Here is a 20,901-nt window from a genome sequence, read left to right as displayed (position 1 = left end):
CTCCTGCATGAACAAAGAGCCCGCCCGGCAAAGGGCGGGACTAAAAGACAGCCTTAGACGAAGGTTTCGCCCGCAGCGATCTTCTGCGCAACGATTTCCGGGCAGGCAAAGCGCTCGCCATACTGCGCGGCCAGCTCGCCACAACGGGTCTGGAAGCGCTCCAGACCATAGGTGTTGACGAACTGCAGGAAGCCACCGGTCCAGATCGGCGCGCCGATACCCATGATGGAACCGATGTTGCCGTCGGCGACCGTGCGCAACACGTTGGTCTGCAGGCACTTGAGGGTTTCAATCACCTGACGGAACAGCAGACGATCCTTGATGTCCTGGTCGGGCATGCAGACATCGGCCTTGTAGAACTTCTCTACCACACCGGCCCAGAGCGTCTTGTTGCCATCGCGATAATCGAAGTAACCGCCATTGTGGTGGCGGCCGCCACGACCGTTCTGCACGACGAGGAAATCAACAACCTCGCGCAGTGCGTCCTGCTCGCCCCACTTGTCGGTAACACCCATTTCAGCCCAGGTTTCCATCGCCTTGCGGCTCAACTCCTGACTGACTTCGTCATGCACAGTCAGTGGCCCAACCGGCATGCCGATGGCCTTGCCCAGGTTGTCGACCTTAATCGGCGCAACGCCCTCAACCACCATGCGTGCACCCTCATCAAAATAGGTGCCGAAGGTACGCGAGGTGAAGAAGCCCAGCGAGTCGTTGACCACGATCGGGGTTTTCTTGATCTGCCGCGCATAGTCGAAGGCCTTGGCCAGCGCGATGTCACTGGTTTTCTCACCACAGATGAGTTCAACCAGCGGCATCTTGTCCACCGGCGAGAAGAAGTGCACGCCGATAAAGTTTTCCGGCTTGCTGGCAGCCTCGGCCAGCTGAGTGATCGGCAAGGTCGAGGTGTTGGAACCCCAGATGCCGCCCTCGCACAGGTACTGCTCGGTGCTGCTGGTAATCTTGTTCTTCAACGCTATGTTTTCGAACACGGCCTCGATAATCAGATCGCAGCCTTGCAGGTCTGCGTTATCGGCGGTGGGCTTGATCAGTCCCAGCACCTGGGCTTTTTTCTCGGGGCTCATGCGGCCACGCGCCATCGCCTTGTCCAGCAACTTCTCGGAATAGGCTTTGCCCTTCTCTGCCGCTTCGACGCTGATATCCTTGAGGATCACTTCGATACCGGCCATGGCCGACACGTAGGCGATGCCCTGGCCCATCATGCCGGCGCCCAGTACACCGACCTTTTTGGTCAGCTGCGGAGCAACATCTTTAGGCCGTGAAGCGCCACTGTTTACCTTGTTCATCTGGAAGAAGAAGGTGGTGATCAGGTTCTTGGCTTCGGGCGTACCAACCAGGTAGGTCAGGCCACGAGTTTCAATACGCTGTGCGGCTTCAAAGTCCAGTCGCGCGGCTTCGATCGCGCAATCCAGAATCTGCTCGGGCGCAGGCAGCAAACCACGGGTTTTTTGCGCGAGCATGGCGGGCGCACCCATCAGCACCTGGGCCAGTTTAGGTGAGCTGGCGTTGCCGCCGGGGATACGGAAGTCCTTCTTGTCCCAAGGCTGTATCGCCGCGTCTTGGTTGCCTTTGTTGGCCAGGATATAAGCCTTGGCACGCGGCAGCAGCTGCTCCAGCGAATCAACCACCTCGTCAATCATGCCGGCTTTCAGAGCGGCTTCCGGCGTAACCTTTTTGCCCTCAAGCAGGTATGGCAGCGCGGCTTGCAAGCCGAGCAAATTGACCAAACGCACTACGCCACCGCCGCCTGGCAGCAATCCAAGGGTGACTTCCGGCAAGCCGATCTGTACCGACTTGTCGTTCCACGCCAAACGGTAATTGGTCGCCAGGCACAGCTCATAGCCGCCGCCCAAAGCAGCACCATTGATGGCTGAAACCACAGGCACCGGCAGTTTTTCCAGCTTGCGGAAAAACGACTTCATGGTATCGAGCATGCCCATGAAGTTAGCTTCTTCGCCCTTCTTGAAAGCCAGCAACTCTTTGAGGTCACCGCCGGCAAAAAACACTTTCTTGGCCGAGGCAAAGACCACGCCGCTCAAGCCTTGTTCGGCTTCCAGACGGTCAACCGTTGCGCCCATGGCGTCACGGAACTCTGCGTTCATGGCATTGACCGGGCCGGTCATATCCATGGTGATGGTAACAATGCCGTCGGCGTCTTTTTCGTACTTGAATACACTCATGATGCACTTCCTGAATTCGGTCGTAAGGGTGAAGCCGTAACGCTTGATGGACTGTGCGACTAGTTGGTTAACCCGTGTTCGGATGTCCGAGGTTCTGCGACGAGGGGTGGCTACGCAGCAGGGTCTCGAACGCCGAAACTAACCAAGTGAACTAGCCGCAGAGACCATTAGATGCGCTCGATGATGGTGGATATGCCCATGCCGCCACCGACACACAGCGACAGCATGGCGCGCTTCAAACCACGGCGTTCCAGCTCATCCAGCATGATGCTGACCAGCATGCCGCCGGTCGCGCCCAACGGGTGCCCCATGGCGATAGAACCACCATTGACGTTGGTAATTTCGTGGCTGATGCCCAGCTCTTTCATGTAGCGCAGGGCCACCGAGGCGAACGCTTCGTTGATTTCCCACAGGTCGATATCGGAAGCCTTCAGACCAGCTTTTTCCAACGCCTTTTTGGCGGCGGGAGCCGGCCCGGCCAGCATGATGATCGGGCAAGTGGACAAAACGGCCGTGGACACGATACGACCGCGCGGGGTCAAGCCCAGATCCTTGCCGGCCTTTTCACTACCGATCAGCACGGCAGAAGCACCATCGACAATCCCGGAGGAGTTGCCCGGGGTGTGAACGTGGGTCACCTTGTCCAGGGTGTTGTATTTTCTCAGGATGATGTCGTCAAAGCCGTAGCCACCCATAGCCTCGAAAGACGCCTTGAGCTTGCCCAGGCCTTCCATGCTGGTATCCGGCTTGATGAAGTCATCCTTGGCAAGGATGGTCAGGCCATTCTTGTCCAGTACCGGCAGCACCGAGCGATCGAAGTAGCCGTTGTCGCGGGCAAAAGCTGCACGCTGTTGTGAGGCCAAGGCGAATGCATCGACGTCTTCACGGCTGTAGCCATCGAGGTTGGCAATAACATCGGCGCCGATACCCTGCGGTACAAAACCGGTTTTCAGCTGAAACGCCGCATCGCCGGCCATGGCGCCGCCGTTGGAACCCATAGGCACCCGCGACATGCATTCGATACCACCAGCCACCACCAGATCTTCCCAACCCGAAGCGATTTTCTGTGCGGCAATATTGACGGCCTCAAGGCCCGAGGCGCAGAAGCGGTCCAGCTGCACACCGGCAACCGACTCATGCCAGCCGGCATTTTGCACAATCATCTTGGCCACATCGGAGCCCTGCTCACCCACCGGGCCAACGCAACCCATGACCACGTCATCGACATAGGAGGTATCCAGATCATGCCGTGCCTGTAGCCCATTGAGCAGACCAGCCCCCAGATCGATGGGCTTGACCTCGTAGAGGCTGCCGTCTTTCTTGCCTTTGCTGCGGGGAGTGCGCACCGCGTCATATATATAAGCGTGATGGGTCATCGTATGCCTCTCATGTGATTGAAAGTCCCGGCGGGACACAAGAACGAGGCACAGATTGCCAAGCCAGGGTTGATCCAACCATGGCATAGGCAATCAAATAAACAGGCATTAACTTACATTTACGCAATTAGCCAAGCCAAAAACCCAAGGTGCGCGCCCACAACAAAAGCGCTGAAAAACCTCTCCTGAACTTGCGACTACACCGCTGAAACACCCTGTTTAAAGGGGTTTCAGTCCTAACCAAAGCTTGGCGCACAAGATCTAACAGCCAGGCTTCCGACTAATCCAGTGCTGCGAATACCGACATTTGGCCTTTTCGGCACGCGGCTATCGCACGCCCAAGTCGCCGGGAATGAGTTCTACGAATGACGGGCAACACCACGCCACGCCGGCAAGCAGTTGGGTATGCCTGCCCGCGCCCACAGGAACGCTGAACCGATCAAGGCCGCACGCGGAACTTCTACGCACAACAAATTAATGCTTAGGCGCTTCAGGGGGTGTTGTCGCGATAGTGGGAGGGCGACACACCTGTCCAGCGTTTAAACGCGTGGGTAAAGGCGCTCGCATCGGAATAGGACAAAGACAAGGCGATGTCCTCAACGGATCGCTTGCTGTTGATCAGAAGCTCAATGGCGTCGCTCATACGGGCGTGCGAGATAAGCCCTTGCAAGCTATTGCCTTCCTGCTGCAACTTTCGCCTCAAGGTTCTCGGGCTAATGTTCAGCTGCGAGGCGACTTCATTCGGAGTGAGATCATAGTCATTGCTCCGGCGCACCAGGGTTTTAACAAACGCGGAGGTCGGATGCTGCGTGCACTCCAGCTCCTCGATATTGCGCTGGCTGCGCAGCTTGCAGGCGTCAAAGGTATCCTGATCACCATGAAATAACGCCTGATCGAGCACTCTCTTGTCGAAAGTAAAGCTGTTGCAGGGTTGGTTAAAATCCACTGGGCAGCCAAAAAAATCTTGATATCTTTGCCTGTGCTCCACGCCGCCGTGCATTAGCTGCACTCTATCGAACGCGATAGGTTTTACAGACAACACTCGCATTGTTTGCACCACGGAAGACATTTCAGTATCAACGCGCAGCTGTAAGCAATCACTGTGATCATACTTGGGGGAAAGGGTTAGACGCGCAGAAGCTGCGTCTTCGTGCAGGGTGTAAAAGTAGATAGTGCTGGTTAGATGGTTTCCCCAAGCGGAAAAGCTCAGGGCATCACGCAGGGTCGGCGCGCTCAAAAGAGTGAAACCATACACACCCAGCTGTGACAGGTGCTGATTGAGCTTGCAGCCTAACTCCAGCCCCCAGAGAGGGTCGGCAATATGTCGCTGGGCATTGCTGAATACCTGGCACTCTTGCTCGGCATTGATCAGGCTGCTGGCGTCGCAAAGCATCTGCTCGCTGATGTCGCTCCCCGCAAGGAGCTGGGCAGTGGAGGCCTGCCCCTGTAGCCGTTTCACCATAAGAGAAACAAGGCTTAGTGATCGCGCGAGCAATTTATTGGTGAGCAGCATTCCAACCCCAACGCAATAGTGTAAAAAATGCCTGGGCGCTATCCCAAGTGACCAGCCCTGCGACCTACTTTACTAGCAGCATGTGTTCATCAACACCGACGCCCTTCTCCCCGGTTTCCTCGATCACGAATTCAGAGAAATTCTCGTGGAAAATAACGCCGTTTCTTTTGGGGTCGTCCAAAAACATCCGGGTGAAACGCGTAGCGGTAATGTGCAAGCGACTATCGTCCTCCAGCGTCACCGCATAGCGCGTAACGACAGGTTCTTGCAGTTCGTTGTAACGAATATCTGCAACCTCCACTGCGGTAACCGCCAGGGCTTTATCGGTGTACGAGATAAAACCCATTTCAGTATTGGCCCAATCCCGCCTGCGCACCTGGGTCAGGTTGATCGAGGAGTTCTCCCCTTGCATGGCCACCCAGTTCCAACCGCGCAAACCGGACTCATCGCGAAACCCCCACGTGTGATCTCTATGACCCAAGCAGTTGATCTCATACCGTTTACCGTTGAAGTCAATCGTGCCTTCCACGGTCATTCCCTGCTCGTAGTGCTTGACGTCCATAGCCTTGTCGGCCTCTGGCAAACCCTCCGCAGGAGAATGGGCGTCAGGGTAATCAAAGGCCTCAAAGCGCTTGCGGTAATTAAGCGTCATTGAAAGCTCGTCATGCGTCAGCTGAATGCGATGAGCGTTAAAAGGCTCCAGCACCTCAATGCCGAGTGCGCCGTCGGTCAACACCACCTGTTCAGAGCGAGCACCCACCCCGGGTGGCCAGGCAAGGGTATTCACGTAGTTGAATTGCTTACCATCAAGCACCTGATGTGTACGTATGGTCAGGACACCTTTGTCACGCTGCAGTGAGGCATGAATTATGCCCAGCGCGTTGGCCTTGCGGTCACAAAAATTAAAATAGTAGTTTTCTTTCCATGGGGCTTGACTGCCCTTTGGATAGCCCAGATGCAGAAATTCATCGTGATCGGTCAACATAGAATTGCCTTGTCTGATAGTCAGTGAAAAATTGAATCTAATGAATTTACCCAGCAATACCCATGCTGTAGTTGGCCAAGTATCTGTGCCAGACGGTCACTGGCGAGGCTGTTAAGGCACTGATTCCGCAGTAGCCGAGGCAGGCAACTGCAATGGCAATATGCTTGCCGAGTGTTCTTCTCGAGTATTGCCGCTGACCGGAGCCGCCCCCGCTGTGCAACAGCTCTTGCTCAACTCCGGATCTGCTCACCCCCGATGAACCGGGCTATTTGCCGATTAGCCAGACCGGCTAAGCGCTCTGTCAGCGGACGATGGCCGGCTAAGAAAGTAACTTGCGACGTAAGTGCTCGTGGCAACCCTTCAGTCACCGGACTGGACTTGAGCCAGGTCGTATTGGACAGACTACGAAAACGTAGCAAAAAAAATGCCCGGTCAAGCCGGGCCAATTTTCTTGCAAGTGGATGATGCCGATGCGCATCGGAGTAATTACTGGCAGGTACCCGCTTCGCAGGTCTTGGCCGAACAACCCAACTTCAACTAAACGCAGAAAGTCCGGGTGCTGACGTTGGCTGCGAAACTTTAATATTCACTCCGCTGCGCACTTGCGGGGCCATCAGTGAGTAGCTGCGCAAACACGCACTGCGGCCAGTCAAAACCTATACAAACCCACGACTTTAAAGCTCACTTGCCGGAACAGATTTTCGCCTGCAATCCGGCAAGTGAATGCCATGCTCAATCGCCGATCAACGAATTCCCGAACCAGCCAACGACTGCGGCGACCACTGCGTACTGCTCAGACTGCCGATGTCCTTGATACCAAAGTACGGGCCAAACAGGCCTGACATGTTATAGACCCCACCAATCAGGTCGTAGGTCGCGTAGCTGTTAGCGATGGGCACCTGCACATCCCAGAGTGGCGCCATGTAGGCATATGTGCCACGAAACAGCCCGCCATTAGCATCGTACTCGTCAGATGCAACAGCCACCCAGCTGTCCTCATCGATATAAAACGTGCGGCGGGTATAGATGTGACGCTTGCCCGGCTTCAACGTGGCTTCAACTACCCAGACCCGATGCAACTCCCAGCGCACGTATTCCGGTTCAAGGAAATTGCGCCCCAGAACTTTGCTCGGCTCTTTCGCAAAGATCAGTTTGTAGTCGTTATACGGAACGTACATTTCCTTCTTGCCAAGCAGTTTCCAGTCGTAACGATCCATGGCACCGTTGAACACGAAGGCATCATCGTAAGTACTGGCACCCACCGTGCCCGGGTTCGGCGCATCACAGCAGATATCCGGCGCCAACTTCACCCGACGCTGCCCGGGAAGGTATTGCCAGGCTTTGCGGGGTGCTTTGATCGGGTTGACCGAGTCATACACCAAGATGGCTTCACCCACCCGGCGCACCGGAGCGGTGTATTCCACCTTCAACATATTCCGCACCTCGGTAGGCGAGCTTGGCGTATTGATATGGGCCGGATCGTTCAAAGGGTACTGAAATGTCGCCAAACCGGTAGTTGCCAGCACTTGTGTGCCGGAAGAGTCAACGTTCCAGGAATCATATTTTGCCAACTGCGCCTGACCCGCGTAGCGCAGCAGGTGGTTCCACATGACCTCGGCACCCGTTTGTGGAATCGGAAACGGCGTACCTGGCAGGGTGTTTTCCAGCCCCATCCCCTCGTCCACACTTCTAGCCCCCGTGGCATTGAGTAGCGTGTTGTCGAGGTATGCCTTGGGAATGGTTGCCGAGCGGTGGGTTGGATAGACGTCTATACGGAAGTCTGGAAAGCGCAACATCAGCTCTTGGGTAACCGCCGTGAGCTGTTCCTTGTGTTCTGCCATGTTCTTGCTGTCGATCACCAGGCGCGGCTTTTCCGCAGCAAACGGATCAGGACGAATGCCGTCACCCGGCTTGTAGCCTGGCGGTGCCGTATCAATGGGTAAACCACCGGTAAACTCAGGGATGGTACCTGCCGTGTTTGCGGCTTTTTCCGCACCCAGCATGGTCAGCGACTGACCCAGTTGGGCAGCCTGTTCCGGCGATACTCCGGCGTGTGCTCCACCGGCCATGGTCACCGTCAGTGCAGCAGCTAAAAAACGTTGTACAGTCTTCATTTTATTGTTCTCTAAATTGAGTTATCAACGCGGCTTGGTTCAGAAAGAGGTCTTGAAGGTCGCGGTAAGCATGCCGCGGTCTTTAAGTGCCGGGTTGGAGTCGGCATAGTTGGTAACCTGACCCGGCGTGCAGGTGTAGGCCCCGCCGGCCGCTGCATCGGGAGCATTCCCGTCGGTCAGGCCGTTCTCGCAGGTGTCGAACGGACCGAAGTAATCGACGTACTTCAGGTCAAAGGTGTATTTGTTGTAGACATCGGCCGAGATGCCAACCGAGTAAGTGCCGGCATTTTCACTGCCGCCAGTGGTGGTGGCGGACACACCATCCAGACCAACGCCATAGACCATCGGCATGGACAGATCGACGCTGGGGAAAACCTGGTACCAGGTGGGCGTGAAGGAACCCTGGAACGACCAGTAGTTAGGCGTGACCTTGTCTTTCCCGCGGTACCAGGAAGACCCCTTGTAGAGATTCTCATTCTTGCTATCGACCGAAACGATATGGTCGTAGCCCAGCTCGACCGCCAGGGAAGCAGCGTCCCATAACGGAGAATCGCCATACAGCTGAAGACCGTTGAGCACCGAGTGAATGGTGTCACCACGCGACCCCGGAATTTCCCCCGTGCCGGTGGGTGCCGCAGCAATATAACCAGGCAGCCCTGCTGCCGCTGCTGCCGCATCGATAGTTGCGGCCACGCTGCGTAGCGGCATGTTGGTGCGGTAGTTCAGATCCCAGCCGACGGAAACGCTGCCGATGTTTTTTGACAAGCTGAGGCCGTACAACTTGATATCGTCGGCGTAGTACTCGTTATAGCTGCCAATATTGCCGCTATTGAGATTGGCCGGATTACCGAACGCAGCCGCATCGACATTTATTGCCAGATAGGGCAGCAAATCCGAAGTTTCCCGGTAGAACGCGCTCAACGTGCCGTCCAGCCACTCGGGACTCCACTTGGCCATCAGGCCGTAGTCGCCGGATTTCTGCGGTTTGAACACATGTTCGTCGCGCAGCCAGAGTGACGAGTTACAATCCAGCACCGGGTCGCAGAAGGGGGCACCGCTGCCCGCAAGCGGATTGGCTCCAACCACCAGCCCCAGGTTATCTGCCTGCACCGGGTCGTTGGCACTCAGATAGGTACCGGATGCAGCCAGTCGCGAGTTGTCCCAACCGAAGAAATATTGCGCACCGAAAGTCAGTTCCTGATTGACCAGCAAGGTGCCATAGATCTGCTTGCGAGGAATAAACAGCTCTTTGGCTTCGGTACCGGGCACGGCCAAGGCCTTGCCCAAGTCCACACCGCCCTGACCAAAACTGTTGCCCTGCGTGATATTGAACAGCGCTTCACCCCAGTAGTTGGTGGTTTGCCCGAACTTGCCGTTGAGAACCATGTTGTTATCAAACTCGGTGCCGGCAAATACGAAGGCATCGAGAATTTCGCCGGACGGGCCGTTGTAATAACGATCGGCATAATTGCTCAGACCATGATTGGTCGTACGGCCGTTTTTCAGCTGGTTGGATGAAATGCTGCTGTTATTGCCGACATTTTCATAAGCAGCGTCGTACCAACTGGCGGTAGACACCCGAAAACCTTTGTTGCCCTGATAAACCACATCAAACTCGGTGAGCAGGTCCGCCCGCTGGGAAACCGGCGAGCCTGACGAGAAGTTGTTGTCACCGTCGTTGCCGTTATAGGACGCGGCAAGTTTCGAGTTGGCCGACTCTACCCGTTGCGCGTAATTCAACCGCACCGTGTTATCAAAGCGCACCACCAGATCCGGATTACCGGTATCCAGTTCAAATGCCTGTAGCGGAGCATTCCAGATCGCGGCGAGCACAGCTGTTGCCAGCGCTCCCCGCCGCATGACGTATATAGCGTTAGTTTTCTTCATAGCACTTTAGACCCTTTATTATTGTTGTTTACAAACAGCCTTCACCCAATCGACATGACCGGATCAAGTTCAACTTTGCTGGCCTGTTGCGCCGGCCAAAATGGCATCCGTTAGTTCGCCCTGAAGCACAAACATTCCGATTGCCAGATCTTTACTGCAGCGCTCAAAAACGGCGCACAGATTGGAAAATCTAGAAACCCATTTAACCAGCGCGCAGCGCATGCACTTCTGGTTGGCCAACGGGTTCTACCGATCGCCAAGGTGGAACTAACGCCCCCGAAGCCTGACTTCAGCGAGGAGTACCGGCTGCTGTTCTATGGCGCACCGGTCAACTGCAATCAGCCACGCAATGCGATCCACTTCAGTCGCCAGTAATGAAGTAAATCTAATGAACTTACCGACCAGTACCCATGCTGCAATTGGCCAATAACTTGTGCCAAACGGTCATCCGCGGGGCTGTTAACGCCTTGATTCCGCATAAGCTGCAAGGGCAATGGCAACAAGCAAGCCCAGATTGAACAACCTGACTGAATGCAGCCTGTTGACTGCTGCGTCCGATGTTTCGATGCCTGGCCAGTTCTGGCCCGGGGAGATCAGCCATGCCTGAAACCATGGCCGCTGCCACTGCCTGGCGCGCAGACACAACTGGCCCCCTGCACATCAATTCAATGAAAGGAAGCCACCGGCAATTGCTGAGAGAAAACTTAATCCAGTGTCCGGATCTTGTTGGCGACTGCACTTGACAACAACAAGAAAAGCAATAATTACACTGCGCTACAAACAGCAGGCACAGCGAGCAAGCATGCTTTCCTTGTAATTGAGGCGGAGTCTATTTAGTCAAACAGAAACCGAGTGCGCACTTGAATATATGAATACCCACGCTAAAACTTTTTATGCACTACAACCTTCAAGCTCAAGAGCCATAAAGCGATCAATAATTTTATGGCGCTCAATGAATCCCCAATATACAGGCACAATAGAAAATATTTGCGCTTTGGCCACTTCTGACAAACTGTTGGCACCCACACCGAAGGTGGTAACCATAACCATAAAAGCGGCGTAGATGACGCCCAGATAATAATCTTCCAGGCACGCATCCCAACTGTAGCTGTCGCCCAGTTGCGCACTGAGAACATCATAATAAGCACGCAATAGTTCAAGCCCCTCCTCATCACTCACCTGGCTGCTGTGAATAAAGTAAAAGGTATCAAACCCCGGGTTGCCGATATGCAGTGTCTGCCAGTCGACAGCAACAGACTCTGAATCACCCTGATACAGAAGGTTGGACAGACGATAATCACAGTGAATCAGGCAGCTGTGACTTGCCAGATACTCGGGCCAAGCCTTTAGGCAGTTGATAACCCCTTCGCTGACGGCTTCAAAATACTCGGGTTTATCTACGCCCTGCGCCCCGAGCATGATGTTCAAGCCCAACCGGCTCCAGCTCAGGTACTGCTGCTGGTAGCCTGCATCGTCAAAAGCAAGTATCCAGGGTGCTACAGGCAGACCCTTGCGGTTCCAAGTGTCAGCGTGCAGTTTGGCCAGCTCCCTGATCGATGCCTTGAGTTGTGTGAAATTACAATCACCCGATGTAACCACACGTGCCTGATCCAGATGCTCGATCAGCAGCGCAAAATTTCCCGTGTCTGTATCAATATCGGCGTAATAGAGCGCAGGGACTTTGATGGACAGCCGAGCTGATATCTCTTTATAGAATTTCACTTCTCGCTCGTAAGCCAACATCTCCTTGCCGGCAGCGCGGCTATCCGGGTTAGACGAGGGAAATTTGGCGACAATTGATGCCGGTAACGCATCGTCTTGCTCGAGATAGCTCAGGTGCAAAATATAAGTATTGGCCATCAATCCGCCACTCAACCGCTCTGGCCTTACCTGAGACACAGAGTTGTTAGCCGGCAGGAGCCTGGTAGAACGAAGGGCCGCACTGAGCCATTGCGGCGAGAGAAAGGTCTCTTCATTCAGAGCCAGTTTGGGAGCTGTGGTATCGAGCATGAGAGCACCTGTCGGTATTGATTAGACAGAGCGTAATCAAACAGGTGGCCTAGCAGAATGTTGCAATAGGTCTTTGAGTTGATCGGGGTGGCCAAACCAGGCTCGGCAACCGGACGACGATTGTCGAAGTTGAGGGCGGGTATCCGCGGGCTTATTCGGATCACCGCCCAGGACCATAAAGACCCTGGGCAGCGAAGATAATACAGACCCGCTACCCTGATAGCCGGAAGGCCGGAAGGCCGCTCGCTGCAGTGAGCAGCATTACGCTGCCCTGAGCTTATTGCTTCTGCAAAGTTACTCGAAAATCACCTGCCCCTGCTTCAGGTTGCTTTCGATCCAGGGCCGATAGCGCGCTTCGATCTGCTTGCGACGCAGTTTCATCGTCGGGGTCAGCAGGCCATTGGCGATGCTCCACTCCTGTTTGGTGACAAACATCTGCGGCATGCGCTCCCATGGCGGCAGTTCGGAGTTGATTACATCAAGAACACGCCCCAGCTCTTCCTGCAGCGCTTCCCGGTCAAGGCTCAGGCCCGACTCGGACAAACTGACCAGCACCGCTGGCTGATCCAGGCCGTGGCCCAGCACGCAATACTGGGACAACAGCGGGCAGCGTCCAAAGCGGCTTTCCAGGTCGGTAGGACGAACAAACTTGCCCTTGCTGGTCTTGAATACTTCACTGATGCGTCCGGTTACCCATAAGCAGCCATCTTCGTCGATGCGCCCGGAATCGCCGGTGTGATACCAACCATCGACGATAACTTCAGCGGTCTTTTCCGGTTCCTTGTAATAACCCTTCATCAGACCTTTGCTGCGGAACAGCACTTCCCCGGCATCCGACAGTTTCATCTCGACTTCAGACCCCTGGCGACCGACACAGCCGGGCTTGGGGTGATCGTTATGGGTCCAGAAGCAGCCGTGGATGAAGTTCTCGGTCATGCCGTAACCATCGCGCAAGATCACCCCGAGATCAATGAACCAGTTTTGAACCGTCGGTGGGCAGGGTGCCGCTCCGGTGATAACGCAACGAGCCTCGCTCAGCCCCAGGTTGTGAATAATGCCGGCCTTCATCTCCGGCGACAGGCTGGCCTGTGCCGCAGGCGGGATTTTCGCGTCAATCCCTTCCTTGAACTTGATCCACAGGCGCGGCACCGAGAAGAATATGTGCGGCTGAACCGAGCGCAGCTCATCGGCAAAGGTAGCCAATCCCTCACTGAATGAAACCTGTCCATTGCAGTACAACGATGCCATCTCGACAATGATGCGTTCGCCGGCATGCGCCATGGGCAAAAAGGAAAAAAAGCGCGTATTGCCGACCACCATACGTCCACCCTCAATCAGGTCAGGCAAGGTATAGCCGGGCGTGCTATGGGCATGCTCGACACCCTTAGGGTTGCCCGTGGTACCGGAGGTATAAATGATGGTGAGAGTGTCACCCGGCAGCGGTTCGGGTGATTCCGTAAAGGGCGGGAAAGTTTCCAGAATATCCTCAACCGAATACTGACAAGGCACCTTGCAGCCGAGCATGGCAACCCGCGGCACGGAAGCTGGAATGGCCTGATCCGCCTGCTCATACAGATCAAAGGCGCCGACAAAAATCAGCGCTGCTTCGCTGTGCTCCAGGATGTAACGGGCCGAAGGAATGTCTTGGCCCGGGTAAAGCGGCACGCTGATATGTCCGGCAAGCATGATGGCCAGGTCGACAATCGGCCAGTCCTTGCTGTTGGATGACCAGATTGCAATACGACTGGCTGCTGGCAGTTCCAGACTGCGCAGAAAAGATGCCAGTCGCCGCACGGCATCACCTACCTGTGACCAGGTGTACTCGGTCCATTCCAGGTTTTTCGGCTGACGCAGATACACCTGATGGGGGGTCGTCGACTCCCAGTGATAGAACATTTGCAGCGGGCTTTTTGGATTTGTGGTTTTGCGCACCGCGTCGTTGATATCAGCGTGATGGGTCATCGAATGCCTCTCTTGTAATTGTATAGTCCCGTCGGGACGCACAAACGAGTCACAGATTGCCAAGGCAGCACTCATCCAGCCATGGCATAGACAATCAAACAAATAGGCATTAACTTACATTTACAAAACCAGTCTCTTCGAAAATTCAAGGCAATTGATCACCATGCAAGCAGTTACCATTGCCCCTATTTTTGTCAAAGGCTTATTGGAGGGCGCTATTTTAAAGGGCTACGACCCGATAGAAATCCTCAGAGCACAAGGCCTGCCCCCCCACCTCCTAACCAATCCAAAGCTTCGAATATCGACATTAGCCTTTGCCGAGCTTTGCTACAGCATCACCCAGCTGCTGGCGGATGAGGGCTATGGATTACTGGCAAAACCGCAACCCTTCGGCAGCTTCAGCCTGCTTGCCCGTACATGCATGACCTGTGACACCATCCAGGAATCGATGAGCTTGTGGCGCGACTGCTGCAACCTGCTCGATAACAGCCTCAAGGCCCAAACCTGCTTTACCGATTCAGGGGGCTATCTGGCCATCGACTGCCAAAAGCGTGCCGGGGTAACCAGCCATTACATTATTGAAACCCAGTTAAGTACCGCACACCGCCTGCAATGTTGGCTGGCCAACGAGTTTCTGCCCATCGAAAAGGTGGAGTTGGCATACCCGGAACCCGATTTCAGCGAAGAGTACCGCCTGATTTTCTATGGCGCCCCGGTCAGCTTTAATCAGTCGCGCAATGCAATCCACTTCAGCCGGCAGACCCTGGAGCTCGGTTGCCACAGAGCAAAACCCGATCTGGCAAAGCTGCTGGACAAGCCACACATTCAACTACTCACCCAGCCCAGGCAAAGCAAATCCGTGCATATCCGGGTACGCCTGTGGATGGAAAATCTATTTCGTGAAGGCAATGGCAACCCCCTGATGGAGCAGGCCGCCGAATATCTTGGACTGACCGAACAAACCCTGCGCCGGCATTTGAGCAAGGACGGCTATTCCTTCCAGCAACTCAAGGACGACACCCGCCGGGATGTGGCGATTTTCTTTATCACCAGCAAGCACAAGAGCATTGAAGACATCGCCTTCCTGCTTGGCTTCTCCGAGGCCAGCACCTTTATCCGCGCCTTCAGGAAGTGGACCGGGCTAACCCCGCTGGCCTACAGAAAACTCTCCTGAGCATGAAAAACAGCTGACCCAGCGACCAGGTAGCGCTTGCTGGGTCTGGCCGGGATTGTCGCGCTAGGCGATTGAGGCACTTGCTCTGGCCTGCTTGCGCCACGCCGAGGGGGATACTGAAAAATGATGACGAAACCAGTTTGAAAAATCTGACTGCGAGCGAAACCCCAGCAAAGAGGCAACCTCTCCAAGTGGTCGATTAGCCTGGGCAATATGCCGGGTAGCCAACTCTCTGCGCACCCCCTCAAGCAGCGAGGAAAAATTAACCTTGTGCTGCAACAACTGCCGATGCAGCGTACGCCGACTTATACTCAGCGCGTCAGCTACAACGCTGCTCGTGCAGGTCTCATTGGGCAACAAGGTACAAATGAGCTGCTGGGTAAGGTCGACGATGTTCTGCTCGTTAGGCAATGTGCCGGCTTCCTGCATCTGCCTGACAAACTCACCGTCAGACTTCCGGGCAAGCACATTAGGCCGCGCAAAGTCGGCGGCATCAAACAGTATCCCGTCGTAATCCGCGCCAAACTGCACTCGAGCGCCAAGCAGCTGCTGATAACGCTCAGTAAGGCCGGGAACAACATGGCGAAAGCACACCAGCCGGGGCGCCCAGCGCGGATCAATCTGATCCCGGAAATTAAGCAGAATCACCCCGATGGTCATTTCCGTCATCTGCCGCATAGACATCTGCGCGGCGGTGAAAAATTCAACACGAATCAATGCACCACCGGCCGTGTTATCCAGCCAGATATTGGAGGCCTCGTTGTGCAGGTGCTGGTAACGCGTCGTCGCAAGAAATGCCTCGCCAACTGTGGCTTTGCCGTGCGTCAAAAAACCCAGCCAGCCCAAGCGCTGCAAGTTTGTGTGCTCGGAAAGGCGCAAGCCAAAATCAGGGGCCGCAGCCAGAAGCGCCGAGCGTTCCAGCAACTGGCAAACCGATCGAACGGGAATGCGATAGTCGGGATCAGCCAACCAGCCGGGATCAATACCTGCCTCGCCTAACAACACCTCAGGCGCAAGCCCAAACGAATCCGCCAACTCAGAAAAACCACTCAATGCCGCCGCCCGAATCAATGTCTGGCTACGCACCATGCAATGCCTCTGCAAATACCTTTAATCGAAAAATGTCCCATAAAACAAAAAACATTACTAAACAATTTTGCAGACTCAGCATCACGGATTACTGAAAAAACGGTGCCAGGCACACCAGCAAGGAGCTTTTGTGCACCGCGCCCTCCTCCTTACCACTATCCGTTTGACTGAGAGGTTCTGGCAGATGTTCGTTGAGAGTTTTGATTATGTTGTAGTCGGCGGAGGCTCCGGCGGCTGTGTGGTTGCCTCGCGACTGAGCGAAGATTCGAGCACCCAGGTGTGCCTGATTGAAGCGGGCGGCCCGGATAAAAGCCTGTTGATACATGCCCCCGTAGGCACGGTCGTAATGATGCGCTCAAGCATCAATAACTGGGCTTACGAAACAATCCCCCAGGCAGGCCTGAACGGCCGCAAGGGTTATCAGCCACGCGGCAAGACCCTGGGCGGATCCAGCTCGATCAACGCCATGCTGTATGTCCGCGGCAATCGTTGGGACTACGATAACTGGGCCGCCCTGGGCAACCCCGGCTGGTCTTACGACGAGGTACTCCCCTACTTCAAAAAAGCCGAAAACAACGAAAACTTCAGCAACGATCCACTGCATGGCGTAGGTGGACCGCTCAATGTGACCAACCCCAATTCGCCGAGCATTCTTAACGATGCTTTTTTGCGTGGCTGTGAAGATCAGGGCATCAGCAGCAACCCGGACTACAACGGCGCTAACCAGCTCGGCAGTTTCATCCTCCAGGTTACTCAAAAAGATGGTGAGCGCTGCAGTGCTGCCAAAGGCTATCTGACACCCAACGTACATCGAACCAATTTGCGCATTTACACTCATGCGCCGATGGAGCGCTTGATCTTTGAAGGCAAGCGCTGCGTTGGCGTGCGCTATTTCGATGGCGACATTGTCCGTGAAGCCCACGCACGCCGGGAAGTCATTCTCTCCGCGGGTGCTTTTGGTTCGCCACAGGCGCTGCTGCTTTCCGGTGTTGGCCCCGCCGATGAACTGCAAGCGCTAGGCATTCCAGTGGTGCACAACTTGCCCGGCGTCGGCAAAAACCTGCAAGACCACATTGACTACACCGTGCCTTACATAGCCGATGCCGCCGTGGAAAGCTTTGGCGGTTCATTCAAGGGCGGCCTGCGCCTGGGCGCTGCAAGCTACCAATGGTTAACCAAGCGCACAGGGGTTATGACAAGCTCGTTTGCCGAATCCGGCGCTTTTATCAGCAGCTGCGGCAACCAAGAACTACCGGACCTGCAACTGATCTTCTGTATCTCCGTGGTGGATGATCATGGTCGCAAACTGCATTGGGGCCACGGCTTTAGCGGTCATGTCGACGTGCTGCGCCCAAAAAGCACGGGCAGCGTGACACTCGCCAGTAGCAACCCGCGCGCCGCGCCGGTTATCGACCCGAACTTCTTCGATCAACGCGAGGATCTCGACCTGTTGATCAAGGGCGCTAAAGCGCAGGCCAAAATTCTCGAATCAAAACACTTCATGCCCTATGCGCCCAAGCCAATTTACCTGGTGAACTGGGACGATGACGCCAGCATCGAAGCCGACATTCGCGCCCGTGCCGACACCCAGTACCACCCGACCAGCACCTGCAAAATGGGCCCGGCCAGCGATCCACTCGCGGTAGTCGATGCGCGCTTGCGGGTACACGGCCTGGAGGGCCTACGCATTGCAGATGCCTCGATCATGCCAAAGATTGTCAGCGGCAATACCAATGCACCCAGCATCATGATTGGTGAAAAAGCTGCAGATATGATTCAGGAAGATGCTGCCCGGATAACGCACGCTTAAGGCCAGAAGGTCAGGCAGCGCCATGCCGGGGAAGGCTTAACAACCATTCCGGAGTTTCCCGGCACGCCTGTTAGGCTGCGCCGGGCAATCAGGCTGGGCTGCTCAGCCTGCCAAGGCGCGGGACGCTTCCTGCGCTTATGCCGATCTTCCGGCGATGGCCTGGCCGACCTTCCACGCACTGCGCGCCTACGGATCATGGTTGTACGAGCAGCAGGGATTTGTGCAGGCGTACATTCAGGCGCTGATGGAGCACGCTGACGGGGAAATGGCCGGGCATTATCAGGCCGTCCATGCGCCAAAACGCAGCGAGCTTGAGCGCGTGCAGGCCGAGTTGAAATCGTTTGCCAAAAGTCAGGCAAAACAAAAAGGCCGATCATCACTGATCGGCCTTTTTCTATCCCGTGCAGGGCGGGAAATGTTTGGTAGGCACGATTGGACTCGAACCAACGACCCCCACCATGTCAAGGTGGTGCTCTAACCAGCTGAGCTACGTGCCTGCAATGGCCGCGAATTTTACGGAGTGAGCCGTTTGTGTCAAGCGCTTTCCTGCTAACTTACTGAAATAGGCCGATTTTTACTGCGCTATATATTTCTGGCGTGCTCTGGCGGCCATCTGTCAAGTCGGGTAGCATCGACTCAACGTCAAATATAAAGAACAGAGGTTTTAAAATGGCGCACACCCCCTATCCCGAATCCTTTTACGCCGCATCGGCCAACCCGGTGCCGGCACGCCCTGAATTGCAGGGCGATGTTGAAACGGACGTCTGCATCATCGGCGCCGGTTATACCGGCCTCTCGACCGCCATCTCGCTGCTGGAAAACGGCTTCAAGGTAGCCATCGTCGAAGCGGCCAAGGTCGGTTTCGGTGCGTCAGGTCGCAACGGCGGCCAGATCGTCAACAGCTACAGCCGTGATATCGACGTCATCGAGCGCACCGTTGGCCCCAAGCCGGCGAAGCTGATGGGCGACATGGCTTTTGAAGGCGGCCGCATCATTCGCGAGCGCATCGCCAAATACAACATCAACTGCGACCTGAAAGACGGTGGCGTTTTTGCCGCTTTCACCAAAAAGCAGATGGGCCACCTCGAGTCGCAGAAGAAACTCTGGGAACGCTACGGCCACACCCAGCTGGAGATCATGGATGCCAAGCGCATTCGTGAAGTGGTCGGCACCGAAAACTACATCGGCGGCATGCTCGACATGAGCGGCGGCCACATCCATCCGCTGAATCTGGCGCTCGGCGAAGCTGCTGCGGTCGAATCGATGGGTGGGGTGATTTACGAACAATCGCCGGCAACCCGCATCGAGCGTGGCGCCAACCCGGTCGTGCATACGCCCAACGGCCGCGTGAAGGCCAAGTTCATCGTGGTTGCCGGCAATGCCTATCTGGGCAATCTGGTGCCGGAACTGGAAGCCAAGACCATGCCGTGCGGCAGTCAGGTGATCGCCACCGAGCCTTTATCCGATGAGCTGGCCAAGAGCCTGCTGCCGCAAGACTACTGCGTGGAAGACTGCAACTACCTGCTCGACTATTTCCGCCTGACCGGCGACAAGCGCCTGATCTACGGCGGTGGCGTGGTCTACGGCGCCCGCGATCCGGCCAACATCGAGGCAATCATCCGCCCGATGATGCTCAAGACCTTCCCGCAGCTGAAGAACGTCAAGATCGATTACGCCTGGACCGGCAACTTCCTGCTGACCCTGTCACGCCTGCCGCAAGTTGGCCGCATCGGCGACAACATCTACTACTCGCAAGGCTGCAGCGGTCACGGGGTTACCTACACCCATCTGGCCGGCAAGGTACTGGGCGAGGCACTGCGTGGTCAGGCCGAGCGTTTCGACGCCTTTGCCGGACTGCCGCACTACCCGTTCCCGGGTGGCCGCCTGTTCCGCGTACCTTTCACCGCCATCGGTGCCTGGTACTACGCACTGCGCGACAAAATGGGCATCTGATGCCAGCAGGCGGTCTGTCGTCATGACAGGCCGCCTCCATCAGCCCTTCCCCGCTTTTAAATACGCCAGCCATGAATCCGGAAGACCTGCTGCTACTCGTCAGCAAACGCATGCCGTTCGGCAAATACGAAGGTCGGCTGATCGCAGACCTGCCCGGCCACTACCTGAACTGGTTTGCCCGCAGCGGTTTCCCCAAGGGGGAAATCGGCCGGCTGCTGACCCTGATGCAGGAGATTGACCACAACGGTCTCAAGCCCCTGCTGGATCCGTTGCGTCAGCCCTGATCGCCAGCCTGCAAAGCCGCGCGCAGGCTCTCGTAAGCCGGCGCTGCATAAATGCCGACCTCTACCGCCAGCGCCATCAGCTGCTGCAGATCGCAGCCGTAGACCAGTACTGCCTGGAATTCATCGTCCAGCGGCTCGCTGAAATCCACCAGCACATAGCCCTGCTTTTCCGGGTACAACGCCGACAACTGCACCTGAATCCGGTTTAGCGCCTTCAGCGGCTCGATCTTCTGCAGTTGCTTGGGCTGCAGGACAAAGCTGACCTGCGGGCCGAAGGAGTCGCGAATGTGCTGGAACAACTCGGCATGACTGTCGGCCTGGAACAGCACGGTATCCGGCAAACTGCCGACCACCACCCACTCACCCAGGGGAATCGGAAAGCTGTCGTCGTAGTTGATATCGGGGTTTTCCCGCAGAAACCCTTGCGGATCTGCATAGGCCTGCGCCGCCTCGGCCGCAATCCGTGCAATATCCTCCGGTTTCATGCAACCGGAGCTGATCAGGGTTATCAGTTGTTCAAGCGCTTGCTGCATAGCCATGGAAGCG

14 protein-coding genes and 1 tRNA gene are annotated in these 20,901 nt (G+C 55.8%); 4 read left to right on the top strand and 11 right to left on the bottom strand.

All coding sequences use genetic code 11. The features are described from left to right. Nucleotides 1–53 precede the first annotated feature (53 nt). The 8 genes from BLT89_RS07075 to BLT89_RS07040 all read right to left on the bottom strand — a co-directional run bounded on the left by BLT89_RS07075 (nt 54) and on the right by BLT89_RS07040 (nt 14,045). On the bottom strand, nt 54–2,201 hold the full coding sequence (locus BLT89_RS07075; protein ID WP_408003067.1) for a 3-hydroxyacyl-CoA dehydrogenase NAD-binding domain-containing protein: 2,148 nt from the start codon (nt 2,199–2,201) through the stop codon (nt 54–56). Between the two features lie 164 nt (nt 2,202–2,365). Next, nucleotides 2,366–3,574, bottom strand: coding sequence for an acetyl-CoA C-acetyltransferase (locus BLT89_RS07070; RefSeq protein WP_090193764.1), 1,209 nt, complete (start codon nt 3,572–3,574; stop codon nt 2,366–2,368). A 490-nt stretch (nt 3,575–4,064) separates the two neighbouring features. Then, the gene (locus BLT89_RS07065; protein WP_090193763.1) at nt 4,065–5,087 is read right to left on the bottom strand and encodes an AraC family transcriptional regulator; all 1,023 of its coding nucleotides are present in this window, start codon (nt 5,085–5,087) and stop codon (nt 4,065–4,067) included. 64 nt (nt 5,088–5,151) lie between these two features. Then, nucleotides 5,152–6,072 carry a DUF7065 domain-containing protein gene (locus BLT89_RS07060; protein ID WP_090193761.1) on the bottom strand — a complete coding sequence of 307 codons (921 nt, stop codon included), beginning with the start codon at nt 6,070–6,072 and terminating at the stop codon, nt 5,152–5,154. Between the two features lie 743 nt (nt 6,073–6,815). Continuing rightward, nucleotides 6,816–8,186 carry a DUF1329 domain-containing protein gene (locus tag BLT89_RS07055; RefSeq protein WP_090193760.1) on the bottom strand — a complete coding sequence of 457 codons (1,371 nt, stop codon included), beginning with the start codon at nt 8,184–8,186 and terminating at the stop codon, nt 6,816–6,818. A gap of 39 nt (nt 8,187–8,225) precedes the next feature. Further along, the gene (locus BLT89_RS07050; protein WP_090193759.1) at nt 8,226–10,073 is read right to left on the bottom strand and encodes a DUF1302 domain-containing protein; all 1,848 of its coding nucleotides are present in this window, start codon (nt 10,071–10,073) and stop codon (nt 8,226–8,228) included. Nucleotides 10,074–10,964: 891 nt separating this feature from the next. Further along, a complete protein-coding gene (locus tag BLT89_RS07045) occupies nt 10,965–12,083 on the bottom strand; it encodes a phosphotransferase family protein (protein WP_090193758.1) in 1,119 nt (372 codons plus the stop codon). A 294-nt stretch (nt 12,084–12,377) separates the two neighbouring features. Next, complete coding sequence (locus BLT89_RS07040) at nt 12,378–14,045, bottom strand: AMP-binding protein (protein WP_090193757.1); 1,668 nt, start codon at nt 14,043–14,045, stop codon at nt 12,378–12,380. Nucleotides 14,046–14,208: 163 nt separating this feature from the next. Here BLT89_RS07040 and BLT89_RS07035 point away from each other — a divergent pair, with 163 nt between their 5' ends. After that, entirely contained in the window at nt 14,209–15,219 is a 1,011-nt protein-coding gene (locus BLT89_RS07035; protein WP_090193756.1) for an AraC family transcriptional regulator, read from the top strand. Between the two features lie 63 nt (nt 15,220–15,282). Here BLT89_RS07035 and BLT89_RS07030 read toward each other — a convergent pair whose 3' ends face one another. Then, nucleotides 15,283–16,308 (bottom strand): AraC family transcriptional regulator, encoded by a 1,026-nt coding sequence (locus BLT89_RS07030; protein ID WP_090193755.1) that lies wholly within the window; start codon nt 16,306–16,308, stop codon nt 15,283–15,285. A gap of 184 nt (nt 16,309–16,492) precedes the next feature. Between BLT89_RS07030 and BLT89_RS07025 the strand changes: the two genes are divergently transcribed. Then, on the top strand, nt 16,493–18,118 hold the full coding sequence (locus tag BLT89_RS07025) for a GMC family oxidoreductase (protein WP_090193754.1): 1,626 nt from the start codon (nt 16,493–16,495) through the stop codon (nt 18,116–18,118). 420 nt (nt 18,119–18,538) lie between these two features. Here BLT89_RS07025 and BLT89_RS07015 read toward each other — a convergent pair. Next, a tRNA-Val gene (locus tag BLT89_RS07015) sits at nt 18,539–18,615 on the bottom strand. A gap of 172 nt (nt 18,616–18,787) precedes the next feature. On the opposite strand from BLT89_RS07015, the gene BLT89_RS07010 reads away from it, so the two are divergent. Then, the gene (locus BLT89_RS07010; protein ID WP_090193753.1) at nt 18,788–20,071 is read left to right on the top strand and encodes an NAD(P)/FAD-dependent oxidoreductase; all 1,284 of its coding nucleotides are present in this window, start codon (nt 18,788–18,790) and stop codon (nt 20,069–20,071) included. Between the two features lie 71 nt (nt 20,072–20,142). Further along, nucleotides 20,143–20,355, top strand: a complete 213-nt coding sequence (locus tag BLT89_RS07005) for a DUF3820 family protein (protein ID WP_090193752.1) — start codon at nt 20,143–20,145, stop codon at nt 20,353–20,355. Here BLT89_RS07005 and BLT89_RS07000 read toward each other — a convergent pair. After that, nucleotides 20,346–20,888, bottom strand: coding sequence for a hypothetical protein (locus BLT89_RS07000; RefSeq protein WP_090198792.1), 543 nt, complete (start codon nt 20,886–20,888; stop codon nt 20,346–20,348). The two genes, BLT89_RS07005 and BLT89_RS07000, sit on opposite strands and share 10 nt — an antisense overlap. Nucleotides 20,889–20,901: the final 13 nt, after the last annotated feature.

The organism is Pseudomonas pohangensis (genome assembly GCF_900105995.1).
GTDB classification, from domain to species: domain Bacteria; phylum Pseudomonadota; class Gammaproteobacteria; order Pseudomonadales; family Pseudomonadaceae; genus Aquipseudomonas; species Aquipseudomonas pohangensis.
This window is presented reverse-complemented; position numbering and strand designations above follow the sequence as displayed.